Annotated in this window: 20 protein-coding genes; 4 read left to right on the plus strand and 16 right to left on the minus strand. The window is 63.2% G+C overall.

From position 1 onward, the window contains the following. Positions 1–28: 28 nt before the first annotated feature. From OXS31_RS03555 to ttcA, 3 genes are read right to left on the minus strand one after another with little or no spacing between them, the layout of a single operon-like run. A complete protein-coding gene (locus OXS31_RS03555; protein WP_241808123.1) occupies positions 29–793 on the minus strand; it encodes an NAD-dependent protein deacylase in 765 nt (254 codons plus the stop codon). Further along, the gene (locus OXS31_RS03560) at positions 790–1,461 is read right to left on the minus strand and encodes a DNA-3-methyladenine glycosylase I (RefSeq protein WP_027596943.1); all 672 of its coding nucleotides are present in this window, start codon (positions 1,459–1,461) and stop codon (positions 790–792) included. The genes OXS31_RS03555 and OXS31_RS03560 overlap by 4 nt, the downstream gene beginning before the upstream one ends. Beyond that, complete coding sequence (gene ttcA / locus OXS31_RS03565; RefSeq protein WP_027596944.1) at positions 1,461–2,285, minus strand: tRNA 2-thiocytidine(32) synthetase TtcA; 825 nt, start codon at positions 2,283–2,285, stop codon at positions 1,461–1,463. Before ttcA ends, OXS31_RS03560 begins: the two co-directional genes overlap by 1 nt. A gap of 97 nt (positions 2,286–2,382) precedes the next feature. Here ttcA and OXS31_RS03570 point away from each other — a divergent pair, with 97 nt between their 5' ends. Both OXS31_RS03570 and OXS31_RS03575 read left to right on the plus strand, forming a co-directional pair. After that, positions 2,383–3,003, plus strand: a complete 621-nt coding sequence (locus OXS31_RS03570) for a DNA-J related domain-containing protein (RefSeq protein WP_027596945.1) — start codon at positions 2,383–2,385, stop codon at positions 3,001–3,003. 19 nt (positions 3,004–3,022) lie between these two features. After that, on the plus strand, positions 3,023–3,523 hold the full coding sequence (locus tag OXS31_RS03575; RefSeq protein ID WP_267397976.1) for a SprT family zinc-dependent metalloprotease: 501 nt from the start codon (positions 3,023–3,025) through the stop codon (positions 3,521–3,523). A 43-nt stretch (positions 3,524–3,566) separates the two neighbouring features. Here the strand turns inward: OXS31_RS03575 and OXS31_RS03580 are convergent, their stop codons facing one another. Further along, positions 3,567–4,304 carry a dienelactone hydrolase family protein gene (locus tag OXS31_RS03580; protein ID WP_027596947.1) on the minus strand — a complete coding sequence of 246 codons (738 nt, stop codon included), beginning with the start codon at positions 4,302–4,304 and terminating at the stop codon, positions 3,567–3,569. Between the two features lie 55 nt (positions 4,305–4,359). Continuing rightward, the gene (gene htpG, locus OXS31_RS03585; RefSeq protein WP_145249425.1) at positions 4,360–6,264 is read right to left on the minus strand and encodes a molecular chaperone HtpG; all 1,905 of its coding nucleotides are present in this window, start codon (positions 6,262–6,264) and stop codon (positions 4,360–4,362) included. 200 nt (positions 6,265–6,464) lie between these two features. On the opposite strand from htpG, the gene OXS31_RS03590 reads away from it, so the two are divergent. After that, positions 6,465–6,746, plus strand: a complete 282-nt coding sequence (locus OXS31_RS03590; protein WP_027596949.1) for a hypothetical protein — start codon at positions 6,465–6,467, stop codon at positions 6,744–6,746. Between the two features lie 55 nt (positions 6,747–6,801). Here the strand turns inward: OXS31_RS03590 and brnQ are convergent, their stop codons facing one another. The 10 genes from brnQ to sdhC all read right to left on the minus strand — a co-directional run bounded on the left by brnQ (position 6,802) and on the right by sdhC (position 19,626). After that, positions 6,802–8,145 (minus strand): branched-chain amino acid transport system II carrier protein, encoded by a 1,344-nt coding sequence (gene brnQ / locus OXS31_RS03595; protein WP_108581352.1) that lies wholly within the window; start codon positions 8,143–8,145, stop codon positions 6,802–6,804. 204 nt (positions 8,146–8,349) lie between these two features. Then, positions 8,350–9,237, minus strand: coding sequence for a succinate--CoA ligase subunit alpha (sucD, locus tag OXS31_RS03600; RefSeq protein WP_027596951.1), 888 nt, complete (start codon positions 9,235–9,237; stop codon positions 8,350–8,352). Continuing rightward, complete coding sequence (gene sucC, locus OXS31_RS03605; protein WP_007159249.1) at positions 9,237–10,403, minus strand: ADP-forming succinate--CoA ligase subunit beta; 1,167 nt, start codon at positions 10,401–10,403, stop codon at positions 9,237–9,239. The genes sucD and sucC overlap by 1 nt, the downstream gene beginning before the upstream one ends. Positions 10,404–10,588: 185 nt before the next feature. Beyond that, positions 10,589–12,025: a dihydrolipoyl dehydrogenase gene (gene lpdA, locus OXS31_RS03610; RefSeq protein ID WP_007159250.1), complete on the minus strand. Its 1,437-nt coding sequence runs from the start codon at positions 12,023–12,025 to the stop codon at positions 10,589–10,591. Positions 12,026–12,105: 80 nt separating this feature from the next. Continuing rightward, positions 12,106–13,326, minus strand: a complete 1,221-nt coding sequence (odhB, locus tag OXS31_RS03615; protein ID WP_267397978.1) for a 2-oxoglutarate dehydrogenase complex dihydrolipoyllysine-residue succinyltransferase — start codon at positions 13,324–13,326, stop codon at positions 12,106–12,108. A 42-nt stretch (positions 13,327–13,368) separates the two neighbouring features. Further along, complete coding sequence (locus OXS31_RS03620) at positions 13,369–16,200, minus strand: 2-oxoglutarate dehydrogenase E1 component (RefSeq protein ID WP_027596953.1); 2,832 nt, start codon at positions 16,198–16,200, stop codon at positions 13,369–13,371. A 185-nt stretch (positions 16,201–16,385) separates the two neighbouring features. Continuing rightward, positions 16,386–17,090, minus strand: a complete 705-nt coding sequence (locus tag OXS31_RS03625) for a succinate dehydrogenase iron-sulfur subunit (protein WP_007159253.1) — start codon at positions 17,088–17,090, stop codon at positions 16,386–16,388. An 11-nt stretch (positions 17,091–17,101) separates the two neighbouring features. Continuing rightward, entirely contained in the window at positions 17,102–18,874 is a 1,773-nt protein-coding gene (gene sdhA / locus OXS31_RS03630; RefSeq protein ID WP_027602679.1) for a succinate dehydrogenase flavoprotein subunit, read from the minus strand. A 3-nt stretch (positions 18,875–18,877) separates the two neighbouring features. After that, positions 18,878–19,246, minus strand: a complete 369-nt coding sequence (sdhD, locus tag OXS31_RS03635) for a succinate dehydrogenase, hydrophobic membrane anchor protein (RefSeq protein WP_027596955.1) — start codon at positions 19,244–19,246, stop codon at positions 18,878–18,880. Then, on the minus strand, positions 19,240–19,626 hold the full coding sequence (gene sdhC, locus OXS31_RS03640; RefSeq protein WP_026083585.1) for a succinate dehydrogenase, cytochrome b556 subunit: 387 nt from the start codon (positions 19,624–19,626) through the stop codon (positions 19,240–19,242). The genes sdhD and sdhC overlap by 7 nt, the downstream gene beginning before the upstream one ends. Positions 19,627–19,973: 347 nt before the next feature. On the opposite strand from sdhC, the gene gltA reads away from it, so the two are divergent. Beyond that, positions 19,974–21,254: a citrate synthase gene (gene gltA, locus OXS31_RS03645; RefSeq protein WP_027596956.1), complete on the plus strand. Its 1,281-nt coding sequence runs from the start codon at positions 19,974–19,976 to the stop codon at positions 21,252–21,254. Between the two features lie 136 nt (positions 21,255–21,390). On the opposite strand, the gene OXS31_RS03650 is transcribed toward gltA, so the two are convergent. Continuing rightward, positions 21,391–22,446 (minus strand): OmpA family protein, encoded by a 1,056-nt coding sequence (locus OXS31_RS03650; RefSeq protein WP_007159258.1) that lies wholly within the window; start codon positions 22,444–22,446, stop codon positions 21,391–21,393. Between the last annotated feature and the right edge of the window lie 46 nt (positions 22,447–22,492).

Below are 22,492 nucleotides of genomic sequence, written 5' to 3' on the forward strand. Positions count from 1 at the left end.
CGACCTGGATCACAGATGGCAAGTTTTTTTAGCCTTCGATGTGACTCAAAAGCCGAGGAAGGACGTCTACGGCCCTTTTTTTGATCTGAACGGTCGCCAAGCCGCTCAGCGACGAGCGGTCCGGATTGATTTCGATGAGGTCACCACCCTGCGCCAGGGTCTGGTCAATCGGCGCCTGAATATAGCCGAAGGCGGCCGTGGTGCCGACGGCGATCACCAGGTCGAAGCCCTCCTCCATCGCCTCCTGCAGACGTTGCAGCTCAGTGGCCGGCAGGGCTTCCTCGAACAGCACCACCGGTGGCCGCAGGATGCCGCCGCATGCGGGACAGCGCGGCGGCAGCGGACCGGCCAGGTGATCTTGGGCATCCGCGACCGTCTGCGCGCAACTCATGCAGGCGAGCGGCTCCAGTTGTCCATGGATCTCGATCAGCCGCTCTGGCGGAAAGCCTGCCTGCCGATGAAAGCCGTCGATGTTCTGCGTCAGCACCCAGCTGCCGGGGTGACTGACACCGAAGTCGGTGATCGCCTGGTGCGCCGCATTGGGCCTGGCCGCAGCGCAAGCCCGGCCGAGTTGCGCCAGGTAGCGCCAGCAGAGCTCCGGACGCTGCCGGAGCATGCTGCCCGAGAGCGCCGCCTCGATGGGGATGCCCTCTTCGGTGAGGCCGTTGTACAGCCCGCCCAGGCCCCGATAGGTCGGCAGTCCCGAATCGGCGGACAGCCCCGCCCCGGTGATGAACAGCACCCGACCGGCCCGCTGCAGCAGGCCTTGGGCACGCACCAGGGCGTCGGTCAATGATTCACCGTCAGGGCCAGCATCACCGACAGCTGGCAGAGCGGGCGGCCGCTCTGTTCCTGCCAGAGGTTGAAGGCCTCCTGCATCTTCTGCCGATCGCGCTTGGCGGTGGGCGCCTTGTCGAGGATGTTCTGCGCCTTGAGCGCCGTCACCACGTCGTCAGTCGCCAGAAAGGTGTCCTTGCCAGCCATGCGCAGGAAGCGCTGCGCTGACAGGCCACCCAGCTGATTGCCACGCTTGGTCAGCAGCTCCCAGAGGCCAACGATGTCCTGGGTCGGCCATTCGGCCAGCAACTGGCCGAAGCTGCCGTGACTGCGCTGGAAGTCCAGCACCATCTGGGCGTTGATCGGCACGCTGCGCAACTTGCCCAGGTGGCGGATCAGACGGGCGTCCTGCATCAGCCGCTCCAGACGCTCGCCGCCCATGAGCACCACCTTCTCCGGATCGAAGCCGAAGAAGACCTCCTCGAAGGCCGGCCACTTGGCGTCCACCAGGCTGTGCTTGAGTCCGGCGCGAAAGATGCGCCGGGTCAGCAGCGACAGATAGCGGTCATCGCCCACGGACGCCAGGGTGGCAGCGTCGACCGGTTGCGGCAGCCGTGCCTCCAGGGCCGCTCGGGAGCCGCAGCGATTGAGGGCGTATTCGAGCAGCCAGGCGTAGTCCCGCATCAGAGATTCATCACCTGGACGAAGCGCGGCGTGGCGCTGTCATCGACCCTGAGACTGGCGAAGTCGAACAGCTCGCGATCGGCCAGTTGCGAGGGCACCACGTTCTGCAGGGCGCGGAACATGATCTCGGTACGCCCTGGCGTCTTGCGCTCCCACTCCAGCAGCATCTCCTTGACCACCTTGCGCTGCAGGTTCTCCTGGGAGCCGCAGAGGTTGCAGGGAATGATGGGAAATTCGCGCAAGACGGCGTAGGCCTCGATGTCCTTCTCGTTGCAATAGGCCAACGGACGGATCACCACGTTGCGCCCGTCGTCGGCGCGCAGCTTGGGTGGCATGGCCTTGAGCGTGCCGCCATGGAACAAATTGAGGAAGAAGGTTTCTACCATGTCGTCGCGATGATGGCCGAGCGCCATCTTCGTCGCGCCGATCTCGTCGGCGAAGGTGTAGAGGATGCCCCGCCGCAGGCGCGAGCACAGCGAACAGGTGGTCTTGCCCTCGGGAATCTTTTCCTTCACCACGGAATAGGTATCACGTTCCAGAATGTGGTACTCGACCCCCAGCTCCTTCAGGTACTGAGGTAAAACGTGTTCAGGAAAGCCCGGCTGCTTCTGGTCGAGGTTGACCGCCACGATCTCGAAGCGAATCGGTGCGACCTTCTGCAAGTAGAGCAGCATGTCGAGCAGGGTGTAGCTGTCCTTGCCACCGGACAGGCAGACCATGACCTTGTCGCCGTCCTCGATCATGTTGTAGTCGGCGATGGCTTCGCCGGTAAGACGGCGCAGGCGTTTCTGCAGCTTGTTCTGGTTGACCGAAAGGGTGCCCATGGATGAATCCGCGAAAGGAAAAAACGAAAGGCGGGCATTTTACGCGCAAAGCGTCCGCCGCCCTACCCCAAACGTCAGTCCATGGCGACCGGCAGCCATGAGCGAAGCCCAGGCGCTCATGACGGCGCTCCACCAGGAACTGCTCAGGGCCCAGTCCAGCCTGTCGGAGTACGAATTGCTGCAGGCCTTGCGCCGGGCGGGATCACCGCTGATCCCACCGCGCCCGGTGACCGACAACTACGAACTCTTCCGCCTGCACTTTCGCGTGTTCAACGCCCTCTACCGGCTGCGCGATCAACTCCGCGCCGAGCAACGCGCCGAACTGGTCATCAGCGCCCTGCGCATCGAATTGCGCCCCTATCTGCGCGCCCGTGCCGGGCTGGTGGTGGCCGATCCGCTACGCGCCTACTACCTCGATGTCACCCAGCTGGAGACCACCACCCCGGAAGACGTGGCCAACCTGCTCAATCACTTCTGGGCCCTGGTCAACGGTGAGTCCGAACTGCTGGAGGCCTTGCGCCTGCTGGGACTCGATCGCTCGGCGGACTATGGCCAGATCCGCCGCCGCTATCGCCAGCTCGCCAGCCGTCATCACCCCGATCACGGTGGCAGCACCGGCCGACTGCAGGCCATCAATGCCGCCATGGATACGCTGAGGCGGCACTACGGCCACCAGCCGACCGCGGACGCTAGGGCGCAGGCACGGGCTTCGGCATAATCACCCGCCTCGCCAGAGGTTGCCCATGCCTGAACAACTCACAGCCCGGGTCGAAGACTGCTATCGGCAGGCCGAGGCCTTCTTCAAACGCCGCTTCCCTCGCCCCGAGGTCAGCCTGGCCCTGCGTGGCCAGCGCGCCGGCGTCGCCCATCTCACCGAGAATCGGCTGAGATTCAACCGGCAGCTCTATCGGGAAAATCGCGCCCACTTCCTCGAGCAGACCGTCGCCCACGAGGTGGCGCATCTGGTGGCGCATCAGCTGTTCGGTGGCGGCATCCGCCCGCATGGCGAGGAGTGGCAGCTGATCATGCGCGGGGTCTATGGCCTGCCGCCGGATCGCTGCCATACCTACGAGTTGCCGCAACGGGCACGCACCCTGTACCTGTATCGCTGCAACTGCCCCGACGGCCGCTTCGAATTCACCGCCCAGCGTCACGCGCTGGTGCGCAAGGGACGGCGCTATCTGTGCCGGCGCTGCCGCGGTCCGCTGGACTTCACCCAGGAAGTCATCCGCGGCTGATCCTGCCGGCCCCGATCCGGGTTCCGGCAGGCAGCGAAAGCCTTCAGCCCTGGGCGAAGACTTCGTCGAACAGGTTGTGCATCGCCAGGAAGGCGCGCTTGGCCACCACCGGGTGGTACTGCTGCTTGCCCGGATTGTTGGCTTCGGGATCGGTGAAGGAATGCACCGCGCCACCATAGCTCAGCAGTTGCCAGTCCACCTGGGCGGCATCCATCTCCTGGCGGAAACCAGTGAGTTGCTCGTCCGGCACCAGCGGATCGGAGGCGCCGTGCAGCACCAGCACCGGGCCGGTGATCCGGGCGGCATCGGCCGGGTTGGGCGTATCCAGATTGGCGTGGAAGGTCACCACGGCGCTCAGCGCCGCGCCGTCACGGGCCAGTTCAAGCGCCGCGCAGCCACCAAAGCAGAAGCCGATGGCGGCGATCTGATGGACATCCACCGCCGCCGTCTCGGCCTGGGCGACCAGGGCCGCATAGGCCGCCTGCATGCGCTGGCGCAGCAGCGCGCGATCGCCGCGGATCGGCGTCATGGCCGCCAGGGCTTCGTCGGCGTTTTGCGGACGCACGTTGCGACCATAGAAATCCACCACCAGGTAGGCCAGGCCGTCGGCCTCGGCCAGGCCCTTGGCCTGCTCGACGGCGCCATGGGATACCCCCATCCAGTTGGGCGCCAGGAGCACGCCCGGGCGGGTGGGATTGCCGCTGGTGGCATACACCAGCTGGCTCTCGAACGGCTGGCCATCGATTTCGTAGGCGACGGGTTTTACAGTGACTTCGACCATGGGGTCCTCCAGAAGGTGGATAGAAAGAAGCCCGCCGAGGCGGGCTTCTTCGTTGTTAAGCGGACAATTCCACCAGCAGTTTGTTTAACCGGCGGACATAGGCGGCGGGATCCTTGAGGCTGTCGCCCGCGGCCAGCGCTGCCTGATCGAACAGGATGTGCGACAGGTCGGCGAAGCGGTCCTCGTCAGGCTCGCCATCGAGTTTCTCGATCAGCGGGTGCTGCGGATTGATCTCGAAGATCGGCTTGGAATCCGGGGCCTTCTGGCCGCTGGCTTCCAGGATCCGGCGCATCTGCAAGCCGAGGTCCTGCTCGCCGATGGCCAGGATCGCCGGCGAATCGGTCAGGCGATGGGAGACGCGGACTTCGCTGACCTGGGCCTCCAGGGCCTGCTTGAGGCGCTCGACCAGGCCTTCCTTGGTCTTGGCGACCTCTTCCTGGGCCTGCTTGTCTTCTTCGCTGTCCAGCTTGCCGAGATCCAGATCGCCACGGGCGACGTCGACGAAATGCTTGCCGTCGAATTCGGTGAGATAGCTCATCAGCCACTCGTCGATGCGATCGGTCAGCAGCAGCACCTCGACACCCTTCTTGCGGAAGACTTCCAGGTGCGGGCTGTTCTTGATCTGCGCGTGGCTCTCGCCGGTCAGGTAGTAGATCTTGTCCTGACCTTCCTTCATCCGGCCGATGTAGTCGGCCAGGGACACGTTCTGGGCATCGTCGCCGTTGTGGGTCGAGGCGAAACGCAGCAGGCCGGCGATCTTCTCGCGATTGGCGAAGTCTTCCGCCGGACCTTCCTTGAGCACCTGGCCGAAGTGGCCCCAGAACGACTGGTACTTCTCCGGCTCGCTCTTGGCCAGCTTCTCCAGCATGTCCAGCACGCGCTTGGTCAGCGCCGACTTCATGGAGTCGATCACCGGATCCTTCTGTAGGATCTCGCGGGAGACGTTGAGCGACAGGTCGTTGGAATCCACCACACCCTTGATGAATCTCAGGTACAGCGGCAGGAACTGGTCGGCCTGATCCATGATGAAGACGCGCTGCACATAGAGCTTGAGGCCCTTGGGCGCTTCGCGCTGGTAAAGATCGAAGGGTGCGCGGGCCGGCACGTACAGCAGCGAGGTGTATTCGAGCTTGCCCTCGACCTTGTTGTGGCTCCAGGTCAGGGGATTCTCGAAGTCATGGCCGACGTGCTTGTAGAACTCTTGGTAGTCCTCGTCCTTGAGTTCGGTACGCGGACGGGTCCAGAGCGCGCTGGCACGGTTGACGGTCTCCCACTCGGCTGCGGCCGGCTGCTCGTCCTCGCCACCCTGCTGCTCCTTGGGCAGCTCGATGGGCAGGCCGATGTGGTCGGAGTACTTCTTGACCACGTTGCGCAGGCGCCAGCCATCGGCGAATTCGGTTTCCTCGGGCTTGAGGTGCAGCACGATGCGGGTACCGCGCTCGGGCTTGTCGATGGTCGCGACCTCGAACTCCCCTTCCCCCTTGGACGACCAATGCACGCCCTCGGCGGCCGGCTGGCCGGCGCGACGGGTGTAGACATCCACCTGGTCGGCGACGATGAAGGCCGAATAGAAGCCCACGCCGAATTGACCGATGAGGTTGGAATCCTTCTTCTGGTCACCGCTGAGATTCTTCAGGAAATCGGCGGTGCCGGACTTGGCGATGGTGCCGAGGTGAGCGATCACCTCTTCGCGGCTCATGCCGATGCCATTGTCTTCGAGGGTGACCGTGCCGGCTTCCTTGTCGAAGCTCAGGCGAATCTTCAGCGTATCCCCGCCTTCGAGCAGTTCGGGCTTGGACAGGGCCTCGAATCTGAGCTTGTCGGCCGCGTCGGAGGCGTTGGAAATCAATTCGCGCAGGAAGATTTCCTTGTTGGAATACAGCGAGTGAATCATCAGGTGAAGCAGCTGCTTCACTTCGGTCTGGAAGCCTAGGGTTTCCTTTTGAGTCTCCACACTCATGCTACGAACTCCGCTATCGATAGGTACGCACCAGATGCCTGGCGATGTCGCGGAGATGGGGGCGCGCGGTGACATTTCAACCTTGGCGCGCTCGGTTCGCGATGCAGGTAGGAATTTGCGCGATGCTGGAGCTAGACGCGGAACTTAACTTTTAGCGGTGCGCTCGAACGGCTGTCGTGTAGTTCATAAGGAGAAAACACATGAAAAAGCCCTTCGCCATCGCCCTGCTCTTCACTGCCGCCTTCGGCCTCGCCGCCTGTGACAAGCCTTCCGAAAACAAGGCTCAGGATGCTGCCAAGACCGAACAGAAAGCCCAGGAAAACCTGAACAAAGCCGCTGAGCAGAGCAACAAGGCTGCCGAGCAGCGCAACGAAGCTGCCAACGAAGCTGCCAAGGAGCAATCCAAAGGCGAAGCCACCTCGGTGAGCCCGGCTACCGGGACCACCAACGGCACCGCGCCGGCTACCCAGCCCAAGCCGTAAGCCGATCGGATATGAAAAAAGCCCGCTGCTGCGGGCTTTTTTGTGGGCGACCGATTCAGGAGCGCGAAGGATCCGGCTCGGCTTCACTCTCGGGCGCGCGCCCGCCACGTCTCAGACTTTCCAGGACAAGGGCGGCAAGACCCACCACCACGGCCGGCAACAGCCAGCCCAGGCCCGAGTCGGCCAGCGGCAGCCACTGCACGGCACCACTCAGATAGGGCACCGTCAGGTGCGCGGCCTGCAGGCCATCGAGGATACCGAAGGCCAGGGCCACCAGCAGCACCGGGCCGAGGATGCGCCCGGGCGCCGCCCAGCGGGCGGTAAAGAAGCTCAGCACCACCAGGGCGATGCAGGGCGGATAGATGGCGGTGAGGATCGGCACCGAGATCTGGATCAGCTGCGTCAGCCCCAGGTTGGATACCAGCAGCGAGAAGGCCGCCAGCAGGACCACCAGACTGCGATAGCTGAACGGCAGGAATTCGCTGAAGAACTCCGCGCAGGCGCAGGTAAGGCCCACCGCCGTGACCAGACAGGCCAGGGTGATCAGCACCGCCAGGAAGTCGCTGCCGACGCTGCCGAAGGTATGCTGCACATAGGCATGCAGCACCTCGGCGCCATTGCTGGCATGGGGCACCAGCACCCCGCTGCCGGCGCCGAGCTGGAACAGACTCAGGTAGACCAGCACCAGCCCGACGCCGGCGATCAGACCGGCGATGATGGTGTAGCGCGTCAGCAGCTGCGGCGCGGTCACGCCCCGGGCACGAATGGCGTTGACGATGACGATGCCGAACACCAGGGCGCCCAGGGTATCCATGGTCAGGTAGCCGTTGACGAAGCCCTGGGACAGCGCCCGCGAGGCGTAGTCCGGCGCCGCCGTGACAGGTCCGCCCGCCGGCCAGAACAGCGCCGCACCGCCCAGTACCGCCAGCGCCAGGATCTTCAGCGGACCGAGAAAGCGCCCCACGGTGTCGAGCAGGCGTCCCGGATAGAGCGAGACCACCAGCACCACCAGGAAGTAGGCCAGGCTGTAGAGGAACAGCGGGATCGGACCATTGCCCAGCAGCGGCGCAACGCCGACCTCGAAGGACACCGTGGCGGTGCGCGGCGTGGCGAACAGCGGACCCACCGACAGGTAGCAGACGATTGCCAGGGTGCGGGCGGCGGTCTGGCCGAGCGGCTTGCTCAGGGCGTCCATGCCACCGCCGACTCGCGCCAGGGCGATCAGCGTCAGCACCGGCAGGCCGACCGCGGTCAGCAGAAAGCCCAGGGCGGCGCTCCAGACGTGCTCGCCCGCCTGCAGGCCGACGATCGGGGGAAAGATGATGTTGCCCGCGCCGACGAACAACGCGAACGTCATGAATCCAAGGGCCAGGATATCCCGGCTTTGCAAAGCTTTCATGGAAGGCAGTACCAGCAATGAGGAAAACGAGGCAGCCCGCCCTCATGGGAGCAGGTCTTGGTGGGGCCACGGTGTGGCCGTTGGAGCGGAAGGTTGCCATCCTAACGAATTACCGGCGAAAAGGCAGCCGGCAGCTGATGAGGCGTCATCGCAGCGCCCATGAAAAAGGCCGCCCGAAGGCGGCCTTTTTACAGTCAGTCAGGCTCAGGCCTTCTTGACTTCCCAACCGGTCAGCTCGGCCAGGGCCTTGCCGATGTCGGCCAGGGAACGCACGGTCTTCACACCGGCGTCCTGCAGGGCGGCGAACTTCTCGTCCGCAGTGCCCTTGCCGCCGGAGATGATGGCGCCGGCGTGGCCCATGCGCTTGCCGGGCGGTGCGGTGACACCGGCGATGTAGGACACCACCGGCTTGGTCACGTTGGCCTTGATGAAGGCCGCGGCCTCTTCTTCAGCGCTACCGCCGATCTCGCCGATCATCACGATGGCTTCGGTCTGCGGATCTTCCTGGAACAGCTTCAGGATATCGATGAAGTTCGAGCCCGGGATGGGGTCGCCGCCGATGCCCACGCAGGTGGACTGGCCGAAGCCGGCGTCGGTGGTCTGCTTCACGGCTTCATAGGTCAGGGTGCCGGAACGCGACACGATACCGACCTTGCCCGGCAGGTGGATGTGACCGGGCATGATGCCGATCTTGCACTCGCCGGGGGTGATGACGCCGGGGCAGTTCGGGCCGATCAGGCGTACGCCCAGCTCGTCGCACTTCACCTTGGCATCCAGCATGTCGAGGGTGGGGATACCCTCGGTGATGCAGACGATCAGCTTGATGCCGCCGAAGGCCGCTTCCAGGATGGAGTCCTTGCAGAAGGGAGCCGGAACGTAGATCACCGAAGCATCGGCGCCGGTGGCTTCCACGGCTTCCTTGACGGTGTTGAACACCGGCAGGCCGAGGTGGGTGGAGCCGCCCTTGCCGGGGGTCACGCCGCCGACCATCTGGGTGCCGTAGGCGATGGCCTGTTCGGAGTGGAAGGTACCCTGGCTACCGGTGAAGCCCTGGCAGATGACCTTGGTGTCTTTGTTGATCAGGACGCTCATTACTTACCCTCCGCGGCCTTGACGACCTGCTGGGCAGCGTCGGTCAGGCTGGTTGCCGCGATGATGTTCAGGCCGCTTTCGGCCAGGACCTTGGCACCGAGTTCGGCGTTGTTGCCTTCCAGGCGAACCACGACCGGCACCTTCACGCCGACTTCCTTCACGGCACCGATGATGCCTTCGGCGATCATGTCGCAGCGCACGATGCCGCCGAAGATGTTCACCAGAACGGCCTTCACGTTGCTGTCGGACAGGATGATCTTGAACGCTTCGGTCACGCGCTCTTTGGTCGCGCCGCCGCCAACGTCCAGGAAGTTGGCCGGCTTGCCGCCGTGCAGGTTGACGATGTCCATGGTACCCATGGCCAGACCGGCACCGTTGACCATGCAGCCGATGCTGCCTTCCAGGGCCACGTAGTTCAGTTCCCACTTCTGCGCATGGGCTTCACGGGCGTCGTCCTGCGACGGGTCGTGGAAGGCGCGCAGCTTGGGCTGACGGTAGATGGCGTTGCTGTCGATGTTGATCTTGGCATCCAGGCAGTGCAGGTTGCCGTCCTTCTTGATCACCAGCGGGTTCACTTCCAGCAGGGCCAGGTCGTAGTCCTGGAACAGCTTGGCCAGACCGACGAAGATCTGGGTGAACTGCTTGATCTGGTCACCTTTCAGGCCCAGCTGGAAGGCCAGGTCGCGACCCTGGTAGGGCTGAGCGCCCACCAGCGGATCGATGGTGGCCTTGAGAATCTTTTCCGGAGTGTCGTGAGCGACCTTCTCGATGTCCACGCCACCTTCGGTGGACGCCATGAACACGATGCGGCGGCTGGAACGATCGACCACGGCGCCCAGATAGAGCTCCTTGTCGATGTCGGTGCAGGATTCGACCAGGATCTTGCTGACCGGCTGACCGTTGGCGTCGGTCTGGTAGGTCACCAGACGCTGGCCCAGCCACTTGGCGGCGAATTCCTTGGCTTCTTCCTTGCTCTTGACCAGCTTCACGCCACCGGCCTTGCCACGGCCACCGGCATGTACCTGGGCCTTGACGACCCACTCGTCGCCGCCGATACGGCCGCAAGCCTCGTAGGCCTCCTGGGGGGTGTCGACAGCGTAGCCTTTGGAAACGGGCAGGCCGTATTCAGCGAACAGCTGCTTACCCTGATACTCGTGGAGATTCATGCTTGTCTACCGTCTTCGTTGGGTATTGCGCATTAGACGCTGTGCGTTATCCGTGCCGTCCTCCGGACGGTCTCGGGCACCGCGCCACCTGTGACCCCTGCCCTCGCAAGGGTCCGAGGCGCCTTCCTGCGGTGGAGCCTTCAGGGCTCCACGGCGGTCGGCGACCCCGTGGTTCCGTAAATCTCTTACCGCTTCTTGCGATTCACTGCGTGGATCGCATGACCGTTCACCGCCAGGGCCGCTTCGTGCAGCGCCTCGGACAGCGTCGGGTGCGAGAACACCATCATGCCCAGGTCTTCGGCGCTGGTGCCGAATTCCATGGCGATGGCGCCTTGCTGCACCAGCTCCGCCGCGCTCGGGCCGACCACATGGACGCCCAGGACGCGATCGGTCTTGGCATCGGCCACGACCTTGACGAAGCCGGCGGTGTCGTTGGCCGCCAGGGCACGACCGCTGACCGCGAAGGGGAAGGTGCCGACGTTGACTTCGACGCCTTCGGCCTTCAGGGCCTGCTCGGTCTTGCCGACCCACGCGATTTCCGGGTGGGTGTAGATCACCGAGGGGACCAGATCGTAGTTCATCTGGGCCTTGTGGCCGGCGATGCGCTCGGCGACCATCACGCCCTCTTCCGAGGCCTTGTGGGCCAGCATCAGACCGCGGACGCAGTCACCGATGGCGAACACGCCCGGCACGCTGGTGGCGCAATGGTCGTCGACGTAGATGTAGCCACGCTCGTCGCTTTCCACGCCGCTGTCGGAGGCCAGCAGGTCGGTGGTGACCGGACGACGGCCCACGGCGACGATCAGACGATCGAAGGTGATCTGCTTTTCTTCACCGGCTTCGGTGTAGTGCACGGTGACTTCTTCGCCGTTGACCTGGGAACCGGTCACGCGCGCACCCATGCGGATGTTCAGACCCTGCTTGGAGAGGATCTTGTAGGCTTCCTTGGACACCTGCTCATCGGCGGCGACCAGGAACTTGTCCAGGGCTTCCAGCACGGTGACTTCGGCGCCCAGACGGGCCCAGACCGAACCCAGTTCCAGACCGATGACGCCGGCACCGATCACGCCCAGACGCTTGGGCACGCTCTGGAATTCCAAGGCGCCGGTGGAATCGACGATGACCTTCTGGTCCACCGGAGCCGGCGGGATGTCGATGGGACGCGAGCCGGACGCCAGGATGACGTTCTCGGCCTCGACCACCTGGACGTTGCCGTCCAGACCGGTGACTTCGACCTTCTTGCCGGACAGCAGCTTGCCGTTGCCTTCCAGCAGGGTCACGCCGTTCGCCTTGAACAGGGTGGCCACGCCGCCGGTGAGGTTCTTCACGATCTGGTCCTTGCGGCCGATCATGGTGGGCACGTCGATGGTGACGTTCGGCGCGTCGATGCCGTGGACCTTAAAGCCCTCATGGGCCTCATGGTACTTGTAGGAGCTGTCCAGCAGCGCCTTGGAGGGAATGCAACCCACGTTCAGGCAGGTGCCGCCCAGGGCGACCTTGCCTTCCTTGCCCTTGTAGCGCTCGACACAGGCCGTCTTCAGACCGAGCTGCGCGGCGCGGATGGCGGCCACGTAGCCACCAGGGCCGGCGCCGATCACCACTACGTCGAATTTGTCGCTCATACACTAATCCCCTTGGAGCAGCTTCAGGCAGGAAAACTTGAAGCGGTGCGTGGCCCCTGCCCCGCACCGCGAGAGCCGGATCAGATGTCCAGCAGCAGACGAGCCGGGTCTTCCAGCAGGTCCTTCATGGTGACCAGGAAGGTCACGGCTTCCTTGCCATCGATCAGGCGATGGTCGTAGGACAGCGCAAGATACATCATCGGCAGGATCACTACCTGGCCGTTCACCGCCATGGGGCGTTCCTGGATCTTGTGCATGCCCAGGATCGCGGTCTGCGGCGGGTTGACGATGGGGGTGGACAGCAGCGAACCGAAGACACCACCGTTGGAGATGGTGAAGGTACCGCCCTGCATGTCTTCCATGGTCAGCTTGCCGGCCTTGGCCTTCTTGCCGAAGTCGGCGATGGTGCCTTCCACTTCCGCCAGGCTCATGAACTCGGCGTTGCGCAGCACCGGAACCACCAGGCCACGGTCGCTGGATACGGCCACGCCGATGTCCTGATAGCCGTGGTAGACGATGTCGTTGCCGTCGATGGAGGCGTTGACGCCCGGCTGACGCTTGAGCGCCTCGGTGGCAGCCTTGACGAAGAAGGACATGAAGCCCAGGCGCACGCCGTTGTGCTTCTTCTCGAACATGTCCTTGTACTTGGAGCGCAGGTCCATGATCGGCTTCATGTTGACCTCGTTGAAGGTCGTCAGCATGGCCATGCTGGACTGGGCTTCGACCAGGCGCTCGGCGACCTTGGCCCGCAGGCGGGTCATGGGCACGCGCTTCTCGGTACGGTCGCCAGCGGCGGTCACCCCCGGAGCGGCAGCGGCAGCGGGCTTGGCAGCCGGAGCGGCGGCGCCGGACTTCTTGGCCTCGACGGCGGCAACGGCGTCTTCCTTGGTGATGCGACCGCCCTTGCCGGTGCCGACCAGGGTAGCCGGGTCGATCCCGTTCTCTTCGGCGATCTTGCGCGCGGCGGGGGCCAGGATCGGATCCTCTTCACCACCGGCAGCCGGGGCGGCGGCCGGAGCGCTGGCAGCGGCCGGCTGGGCAGCCGGAGCGGCGGCGGCAGCGGCGCCCTCTTCCACGCGAGCGATGACTTCTTCGCTCAGGACGGTATCGCCTTCGTTCTTCAGGATTTCGGCCAGCACGCCATCGGCAGGTGCCACGACTTCCAGCACGACCTTGTCGGTCTCGATGTCGACCAGCAGTTCGTCACGCTTGACCGCTTCGCCGGGCTTCTTGTGCCAGGTGGCGACGGTGCCGTCAGCGACCGATTCCGGGAAGGTAGGGGCTTTGATCTCGATAGCCATTCTATGAATTTCCTTAGTGATCTCTAGTAGTCGCGTGGCGAATCAAACGGAGAAAGCATCTTGCAGCAGTTTTTCCTGCTGCTCGGCGTGCATGGAGGCATAGCCGCAGGCCGGCGCGGCGGACGCATCGCGACCGGCGTATTCCAGACCCAGGCCCTGCTTGTAACCGGACACGGCGCGGCGCATGTGATGCTGGCTGCAGTACCAGGCGCCCTGGTTCATCGGCTCTTCCTGGCACCAGACCACGCGCTCCAGGTTCGGATAGCCGGCCAGTACCTCGGCCAGGTCGTCCTCCGGGAACGGATAGAGCTGCTCCAGACGCACGATGGCGATGTCCTGACGATTCTCGCTGCGGCGCTTTTCCAGCAGGTCGTAGTAGACCTTGCCGCTACACAGCACCAGGCGCTTCACCTGCTGGGCATCGAGCTGATCCAGTTCGTTGATCACGGTCTGGAAGGAGCCATGGGCCAGGTCTTCCAGAGTCGAAATGGCCAGCTTGTGGCGCAGCAGCGACTTGGGCGTGAGCACCACCAGCGGCTTGCGCAGCGGGCGGATCACCTGGCGACGCAGCAGGTGGTAGATCTGTGCCGGCGTGGTGGGTACGCAGACCTGGATGTTCTGCTCGGCGCACAGCTGCAGGTAACGCTCCAGACGAGCCGAGGAGTGCTCCGGACCCTGGCCTTCGTAGCCATGGGGCAGCAGCATGGTCAGGCCGCAGAGACGACCCCACTTGATCTCACCGCTGGTGATGAACTGGTCGATGACGACCTGGGCACCGTTGGCGAAGTCACCGAACTGGGCTTCCCAGACCACCAGCGCATTGGGCGTGGTGGTGGCATAGCCGTATTCGAAGCCCAGCACCGCTTCCTCAGAAAGGAAGGAATCGTAGATCTCGAACGACGGCTGATCCTCGGCCAGGTGCTGCAGGGGCACGTAGGGAACGGCGTCCTTCTGGTTGTGCAGCACCGCGTGACGGTGCGAGAAGGTGCCACGACCGACGTCCTGACCGGTGATGCGGATCGGATGGCCTTCGTGCAGCAGGGTGGCGTAGGCCATGGTCTCGGCGAAGCCCCAGTTCAGCGGCAGGCCGCCGGCGGTCATCTTCTGCCGATCCTCGAGGATCTTGCCGACCTGACGCTGGACCACGACCCCTTCCGGAATCTGCAGCAGCTTGTTGGCCAGGTCCTGCAAGGTCTTGAGATCGAAGCCGGTGTCGTGACGCGCGGTCCAGGCATGGCCCAGGTAGGGCTTCCAGTCGACGAACAGGTCGCGATTGGGTTCCTTGACCAGGCTGGCCACCACGTGGCGACCCTCGTCGAGGGCGCCGCGATAGGCTTCGAACTGCGCCTGGACCTGCTCGGCGGTAACGACGCCGGCCTGGGTCAGGGCATCCGCATAGAGATCGCGGGTGGTGCGCTGCTTGGCGATCTGCTGGTACATCAGCGGCTGGGTGCCACTCGGCTCGTCGGCCTCGTTGTGGCCGCGACGGCGGTAGCACACCAGGTCGATGACGATGTCACGCTTGAACTGCATGCGGTAGTCGACCGCTAGCTGGGTGACGAAAAGCACCGCCTCGGGATCGTCGCCGTTCACGTGGAAGATCGGCGCCTGGATCATCTTGGCGACGTCGGTGGCGTACTCGGTGGAACGCGCATCTTCCTGACGGTTGGTAGTGAAGCCCACCTGGTTGTTGATGACGATGTGCAAGGTACCGCCGGTCTTGTAGGCCCGGGTCTGCGACATCTGGAAGGTTTCCATGACCACGCCCTGGCCGGCGAAGGCGGCGTCGCCGTGGATGGCCACGGGTACGACCTTGTCGCCGGTGCGATCGCCGCGGCGATCCTGGCGGGCACGCACCGAACCTTCCACCACCGGAGAGACGATCTCCAGGTGCGAGGGGTTGAACGCCAGCGCCAGGTGGACTTCGCCGCCCTGGGTCATGACGTTGGAGGAAAAGCCCTGGTGGTACTTGACGTCACCGGAGCCCAGCTCGACGAGCTTCTTGCCTTCGAACTCGTCGAACAGATCGCGCGGGTTCTTGCCCAGGGTGTTGACCAGCACGTTCAGGCGGCCACGGTGGGCCATGCCGATCACCAGCTCCTTGACGCCATACGAACCGGAACGCTGGATGATCTCGTCGATCAGCGGAATCAGGCTCTCGCCCCCTTCCAGACCAAAACGCTTGGTGCCCGGGTACTTGGTGCCCAGGTACTTTTCCAGGCCCTCGGCGGCGGTCAGGCGCTCCAGCAGATGGGTGCGAACTTCCGGCGAATATTGCGGGCGGCCACGGACGCTTTCCAGGCGCTGCAGGAACCAGCGGCGCTCCTCGGAATCGACGATGTGCATGAACTCTGCACCGACCGTGCGGCAATATGTCTCTTGCAGCGCATCCCTGATTTCGCGGAGAGTTGCCTCCTCTTTGCCGATGAACAATTCACCGGTACGGAAGGTGGTATCCAGATCGGCGTCGGTCAACCCATAGTGGTTGAGCAGCAGATCGGCAGGTGGCTGACGCTTCCACAGACCTAGGGGGTCGAGCTGGGCAGCCTGATGGCCCTGCAGACGGAACGCCTGGATCAGACGCAGGACTTCGACCTGCTTCTTCTCGTGTTCGGAACTGACGGTACCGGCCGAGACCGGTTGAGCTCGCCGCTGGTTCTTGCCCAACAGCACGAAATGGTCGCGGATCGCGGAATGCGCGACGTCCGGCGAATTGCCAGTGACCGCAGGCAGCTTCTGAAAGTAGGTGCGCCACTCTTCCGGCACAGCGTTGGCATCGTGCAGAAACAGCTCATAGAGCTCTTCCACATAGGCAGCGTTACTGCCGGACAGGTGAGCGCTGTCCCACAGTTGCTGCATCTGACTTTCGTGCATCTAGTTCACCCCTTCGGCAGAGATAGCATCAGCCGATGACCCGTCTCGACGCGAGACCTGGCCTCACTACGGCTGCGCCAATGCCCGGATCGTGTTCCGGGTATCCCTGAATGGACATTGGTTGAATCAAGCTATCAAGGTCGCTAACGAACCCGCCCGGCACAACAGGCCGGGCGGGACGTGGATCAGGTACCGCTCTGCAGCAGCATCGCCCGCACATGGCCGATGGCCTTGGTCGGGTTCAGCCCCTTGGGACAGACCGCCACGCAGTTCATGATCGACCGGCAGCGGAACACGCTGAAAGGATCGTCCATGGCGGCGAGGCGCTCCTGGGTCTTGGTGTCACGGCTGTCGGCCAGGAAGCGATAGGCCTGCAGCAGCGCAGCGGGGCCGAGGAACTTGTCGGGGTTCCACCAGAAGGACGGGCAGGACGTCGAGCAGCAGGCGCAGAGGATGCACTCGTACAGACCGTCGATCTTCTCGCGGTCTTCCGGGCTCTGCAGGCGCTCGATGGCCGGGGCCGGGGTCTCGTTCTGCAGAAACGGCTTCACCTTCTCGTACTGCTTGTAGAAGATGCTCATGTCGACGACCAGGTCACGGATGACCGGCAGGCCGGGCAGCGGACGCACGACCAGCTTGTCGTTCTTGACCACGGCCGACAGCGGCGTGATGCACGCCAGGCCGTTCTTGCCGTTGATGTTCATGCCGTCGGAACCGCACACGCCTTCGCGGCAGGAACGACGGTAGGAGAAGCCTTCATCCTGCTCTTTGATCAGAGCCAGGACGTCCAGCACCATGAGGTCCTTCCCACCGGTATCGACCTGGAACTCCTGCATGGACGGCAGGCCGTCCTGATCCGGGTTGTAACGATAAACGCTGACTTTCAACATGGTGGTCACCTTTAGTAAGTCCGAACCTTGGGTTCGAACATCGGTACGGTCTTGGGCGCGAAGTTGACTCCACGCTTACTGACCCGCTTTTCACCGGGGAAATAGAGGGTGTGGCACAGCCAGTTCTCGTCGTCACGCTCTTCGAAGTCTTCACGGGCGTGAGCACCACGAGACTCCTTGCGGTTTTCGGCGGCGATGGCGGTCGCTTCGGCCACTTCCAGCAGGTTCTGCAACTCGAGCGCTTCGATACGGGCGGTGTTGAAGCCCTGGCTCTTGTCGTTGATCTTGACCTTGGCGATGCGCTCGCGCAGGTCGGCGAGCTCGGCGATACCCTTCTGCATGTACTCGCCGGTGCGGAACACCCCGAAGTAGTTCTGCATGCAGGTCTGCAGTTGCTTGCGCAGGCTGGCGACGTCGTCACCGGTAGTGCGCTCGTTGACGCCGGACAGGCGCTGCAGCGAGGCTTCCAGGTCGCTTTCCGAAGCACCGCGGTGCTCGATGCCTTCCTTGAGCGCCTTCTCAAGGTGCAGACCGGCTGCACGACCGAAGACCACCAGGTCCAGCAGCGAGTTGCCACCCAGACGGTTGGCACCGTGCACGGACACGCAGGCCACTTCGCCCACGGCGAACAGGCCTTCGATGATCTTGTCGTTGCCGTTGGCGTCCTGAGTGATGGCCTGGCCATGAATGTTGGTGGCGATGCCGCCCATCATATAGTGGCAGGTAGGGATCACGGGCACCGGTGCGACGACCGGATCGACGTGGGCGAAGGTCTTGGACAGTTCGCAGATGCCGGGCAGACGGCTGTGCAGCACGTCTTCACCCAGGTGGTCCAGCTTCAGCAGCACGTGGTCGCCGTCCGGACCGCAACCGTTGCCGGCCAGCACTTCCTTGACCATGGAACGGGCGACCACGTCGCGGCCGGCCAGGTCCTTGGCGTTGGGCGCATAGCGCTCCATGAAGCGTTCGCCGTGCTTGTTGATCAGATAGCCACCCTCACCGCGGCAACCCTCGGTGACCAGTACCCCGGCGCCGGCGATGCCGGTGGGGTGGAACTGCCACATCTCGATGTCCTGCACCGGCACGCCGGCGCGCAGCGCCATGCCGACACCGTCACCGGTGTTGATCAGGGCGTTGGTGGTGGAGGCATAGATACGACCCGCACCGCCGGTGGCCAGCACGGTGGCCTTGGACTTGACGTAGACGGTCTCACCGGTCTCGATGCAGATGGCGATGACGCCGACCACGACGCCGTCCTGGTTCTTCACCAGATCCACGGCGTACCACTCGTTGAGGAATACCGTGTTGTTCTTCAGGTTGCCCTGATAAAGGGTGTGCAGCAGGGCGTGACCGGTCCGGTCGGCCGCGGCGCAGGTACGCGCGGCCTGACCGCCCTTGCCGTAGTCCTTGGACTGACCGCCGAAGGGACGCTGATAGATGCGGCCCTGCTCGGTGCGGGAGAACGGCAGACCCATGTGCTCGAGCTCGAAGACCGCTTCCGGGCCTACGGAGCACATGTATTCGATGGCGTCCTGGTCACCGATGTAGTCCGACCCCTTGACGGTGTCGTACATGTGCCAGCGCCAGTCGTCGTTCGGGTCGGCCGAGGCGATGGCGCAGGTGATGCCGCCCTGGGCGGACACGGTGTGGGAACGGGTCGGGAAGACCTTGGTGATCACCGCGGTCTTGTGACCGGACTGGGCCAGTTGCAGCGCAGCGCGCATACCGGCGCCGCCGCCACCTACGATGATGGCATCAAACGAAATATGACGAATTGTGGACATAGATCAAACACCCCAGAAGATCTGCACGCCCCAGACGAAGAACGCGAACATCGCGAACCCGCATACCGCCTGGAAGAGGAAACGCACGGCGGTAGCACCCTTGCCGATCGCCATGGTGGTCAGGTAGTCGGTGGAGATGGTCCACATACCAACCCAGGCATGAACGCAGATGGACACCAGCGCCAGCAGGCTGAAGATGCGCATCAGGGTGTGGGAGAACAGGCCGTGCCATTGCTCGAAGGTGAGCCCTGGGTGAAGGATCAGGTAGCCGATGATAAAGAGGAAGTAGACCGCGAGGACGACTGCCGAGACCCGTTGAGCCATCCAGTCATAGAGACCGGAACGCGAAAGATTGGTGACGTTGGTTACCATACCCAAACCCCTGCCAGAATGATCAGAACTGCGGAAATGACCAGCACGAGCTGCGCACCCAGCTTGCCGCCCTGCAGGGTTTCGCCGGCGCCACCATCCATGATCAGGTGCCGAATGCCGGCGACCAGGTGGTAGAGCAATGCAGACAGCAGACCCCAGATCACGAGCTTGACCAGCGGATAGGCCAGAAAAGCTTTCACTTGGCCGAAGCCTTCCGGGCTACCCAGCGACAGGTGCAGGCCATAGAGCATGACTGCGATGCCGAGGAACAGGATGACGCCGGAGATACGGTGAAGAATCGAGGTATAAGCTGTGATAGGTAGTTTGATGGTCCTGAGATCTAGGTTTACAGGTCGTTTGCTATTCACGGCTTCTTTCACACTGAGGGCCCAATTGCGGTCGGGCTAGTTATAGGAGATTCCACATCTGCTACACGCTTCCTGTCGGAGGCGTCTCGACCGCTCGGCATCAGCTCGCCGACCCGGTACGGTCGGGCGAGAATTATAGACAGTTAGCCTACTCATGACAAACGCGGATGCCCGATTCCGACGTCGCCAGCTGATATTCAGAAGCCTGCGTGTTAATGTCTTTTCGCCGCACAATCCGCCCAGAAAGAGCCTTTAGGGTGATATTTTCGTAAATTGACTTTCAAATTTATCCCTCTATAGTGGGCGAGGCCCTGAGTGGAGGGTTTATTGATGATTTCAAAGCAAAATAAGGAGGCCTAATGGCTGACAAGAAAGCGCAGTTGATCATCTCGGGAGCGGATCCGGTTGACCTGCCCGTTATGTCCGGCACCCTTGGCCCGGACGTGATCGATGTTCGCAACCTCACCTCCACTGGTGTGTTCACCTTCGACCCGGGCTTCATGTCCACCGCCTCGTGCGAGTCCAAGATCACCTATATCGATGGTGACAAGGGCATCCTGCTGCACCGCGGCTACCCGATCGAGCAATTGGCGGAGAAATCCGACTACCTCGAGACCTGTTACCTGCTGCTCAAGGGTGAATTGCCGAACGCGCAAGAGAAGGCGCAGTTCGTGGACACCATCAAGAACCACACCATGGTTCATGAGCAATTGAAGAACTTCTTCAACGGCTTCCGTCGCGATGCACACCCCATGGCCATCATGTGCGGCGTGGTCGGCGCCCTGTCGGCCTTCTACCACGACTCCTTGGACATCACCGATCCGCAGCACCGCGAGATTTCGGCGATGCGCCTGATCGCCAAGATGCCGACCCTGGCAGCCATGGTGCACAAGTACTCCATGGGTCAGCCGATGATGTATCCCCGCAACAACCTGGGATACTCGGAAAACTTCCTGCACATGATGTTCAACACCCCGTGCGAGGAGAAACCCATCAGCCCGGTGCTGGCCCGCGCCATGGATCGCATCTTCATCCTGCATGCCGACCATGAGCAGAACGCCTCCACCTCCACCGTCCGCCTGGCCGGCTCTTCCGGTGCCAACCCCTTCGCCTGTATCGCCGCCGGCATCGCCGCCCTCTGGGGTCCGGCGCACGGGGGTGCCAACGAAGCCGTACTGAAGATGCTGGACGAGATCGGCGATGTCGCCAACATCGACAAGTTCGTGGCCAAGGCCAAGGACAAGAACGATCCGTTCAAGCTGATGGGCTTCGGCCATCGCGTCTACAAGAACTTCGATCCGCGCGCCACGGTGATGAAGCAGACCTGCGACGAAGTCCTGGCCGAGCTGGGCATCAACGATCCGCAGCTGGAACTGGCCATGCGCCTGGAAGAACTGGCCCGCAAGGACCCCTACTTCGTCGAGCGCAACCTTTATCCGAACGTGGACTTCTATTCCGGCATCATCCTCAAGGCGATCGGCATTCCAACCAGCATGTTCACCGTGATCTTCGCCATGGCGCGGACCGTCGGCTGGATCTCGCACTGGCAGGAAATGCTGTCCGGTCCCTACAAGATCGGCCGGCCGCGTCAGCTGTACACCGGCGTCGCCCAGCGCGACATCCCGGACGATCGCGGCTGATCGATCCGCCAGGAAGAACCCCGCCTCGGCGGGGTTTTTTTATGCCTGCAGCACCCGGCTGGAGTCGGGCACAAGAAATGCCAAGCATGAAAAAGCCCGCACTAGGCGGGCTTTTTTGGAGTCTGGATCAGGCGGATTACTTGGCCTGAGCTTCGACTTCGGCTTCTACGCGACGGTTGACGGCGCGACCGGCTTCGGTGGCGTTGTCAGCAACCGGGCGGGACTCACCGTAACCGACAGCGTTCACGCGGCTGCCCTGCACGCCGTACTGGTTGACCAGGACGTTACGCACGGCATTGGCACGACGCTCGGACAGCTTCTGGTTGTAGGCGTCGGTGCCGACGGAGTCGGTGTGGCCTTCAACGGTGGTCGAGGTCTGCGGGTACTGCTGCATGAAGTCAGCCAGGTTCTTGATGTCGGCGTAGCTGTTGGGCTTGACTACAGCCTTGTCGAAATCGAACTTCACGTCCAGCTCGACGCGAACGGTTTCGGCGGCAGCCGGGCAGCCGGTAGCGTCAACGGTGACGTTGGCCGGGGTGTTCGGGCACTTGTCGACGTTGTCGCAAACGCCGTCGTTGTCGGAATCGGTGCAGACGTCAGCAACGGGGGCCGGAGCCGGAGCCGGAGCGACTTCTTTCTTGGTGGAACCACCGAAGTTCAGACCAACACCTACAGCAGCGCTCCACTCGGTGTCGCCGTAGTCGATGTTGTAGTTGGCTTGTACGCCGGTACGGGCATACAGGTTCTCAGTGAAGTAATACTTCAGGCCGGCACCCAGGTTGGCGTAGGTGGAGTGATCACGACCACCTTCGTTGATGTCGCGGTTGCTGATGGACTGGTGAGCGAAGCCACCGGATACGTACGGACGCAGGCCGACGCCGGGCTGACCGAAGTGGTAGTAGGCGTCCAGAGCGGCCAGGCTGCCCTTGATGTTCTTGTGGCCCAGGTCGTGGTCGCCACGGGCGTTGTGGTACTCGCCGTAGGACAACGCCAGCTCAACGTCGTCGGTCAGGAAGTAGCCAACGGAACCGCCGTACAGGTCAGCGTTGGTCATGTTGCGCTGGCTGTCGGTGAACAGACGGCTGCCGAACAGCTCGGTCTCGACGGCGCCTTGACCTTGTGCCAGGGCGCTCAGCGAGGCGCTTGCCAGCAGGGAGCCGATCACGACGCCCAAGGTGCTCTTCAGTTTCATCCTTTGTATCCCCATTTTAGTGGTACTAATTCCGGCAATCTCCGGA

The organism is Pseudomonas sp. GM_Psu_1 (genome assembly GCF_026544185.1).
Taxonomy (GTDB): Bacteria; Pseudomonadota; Gammaproteobacteria; order Pseudomonadales; family Pseudomonadaceae; genus Chryseomonas; species Chryseomonas oryzihabitans.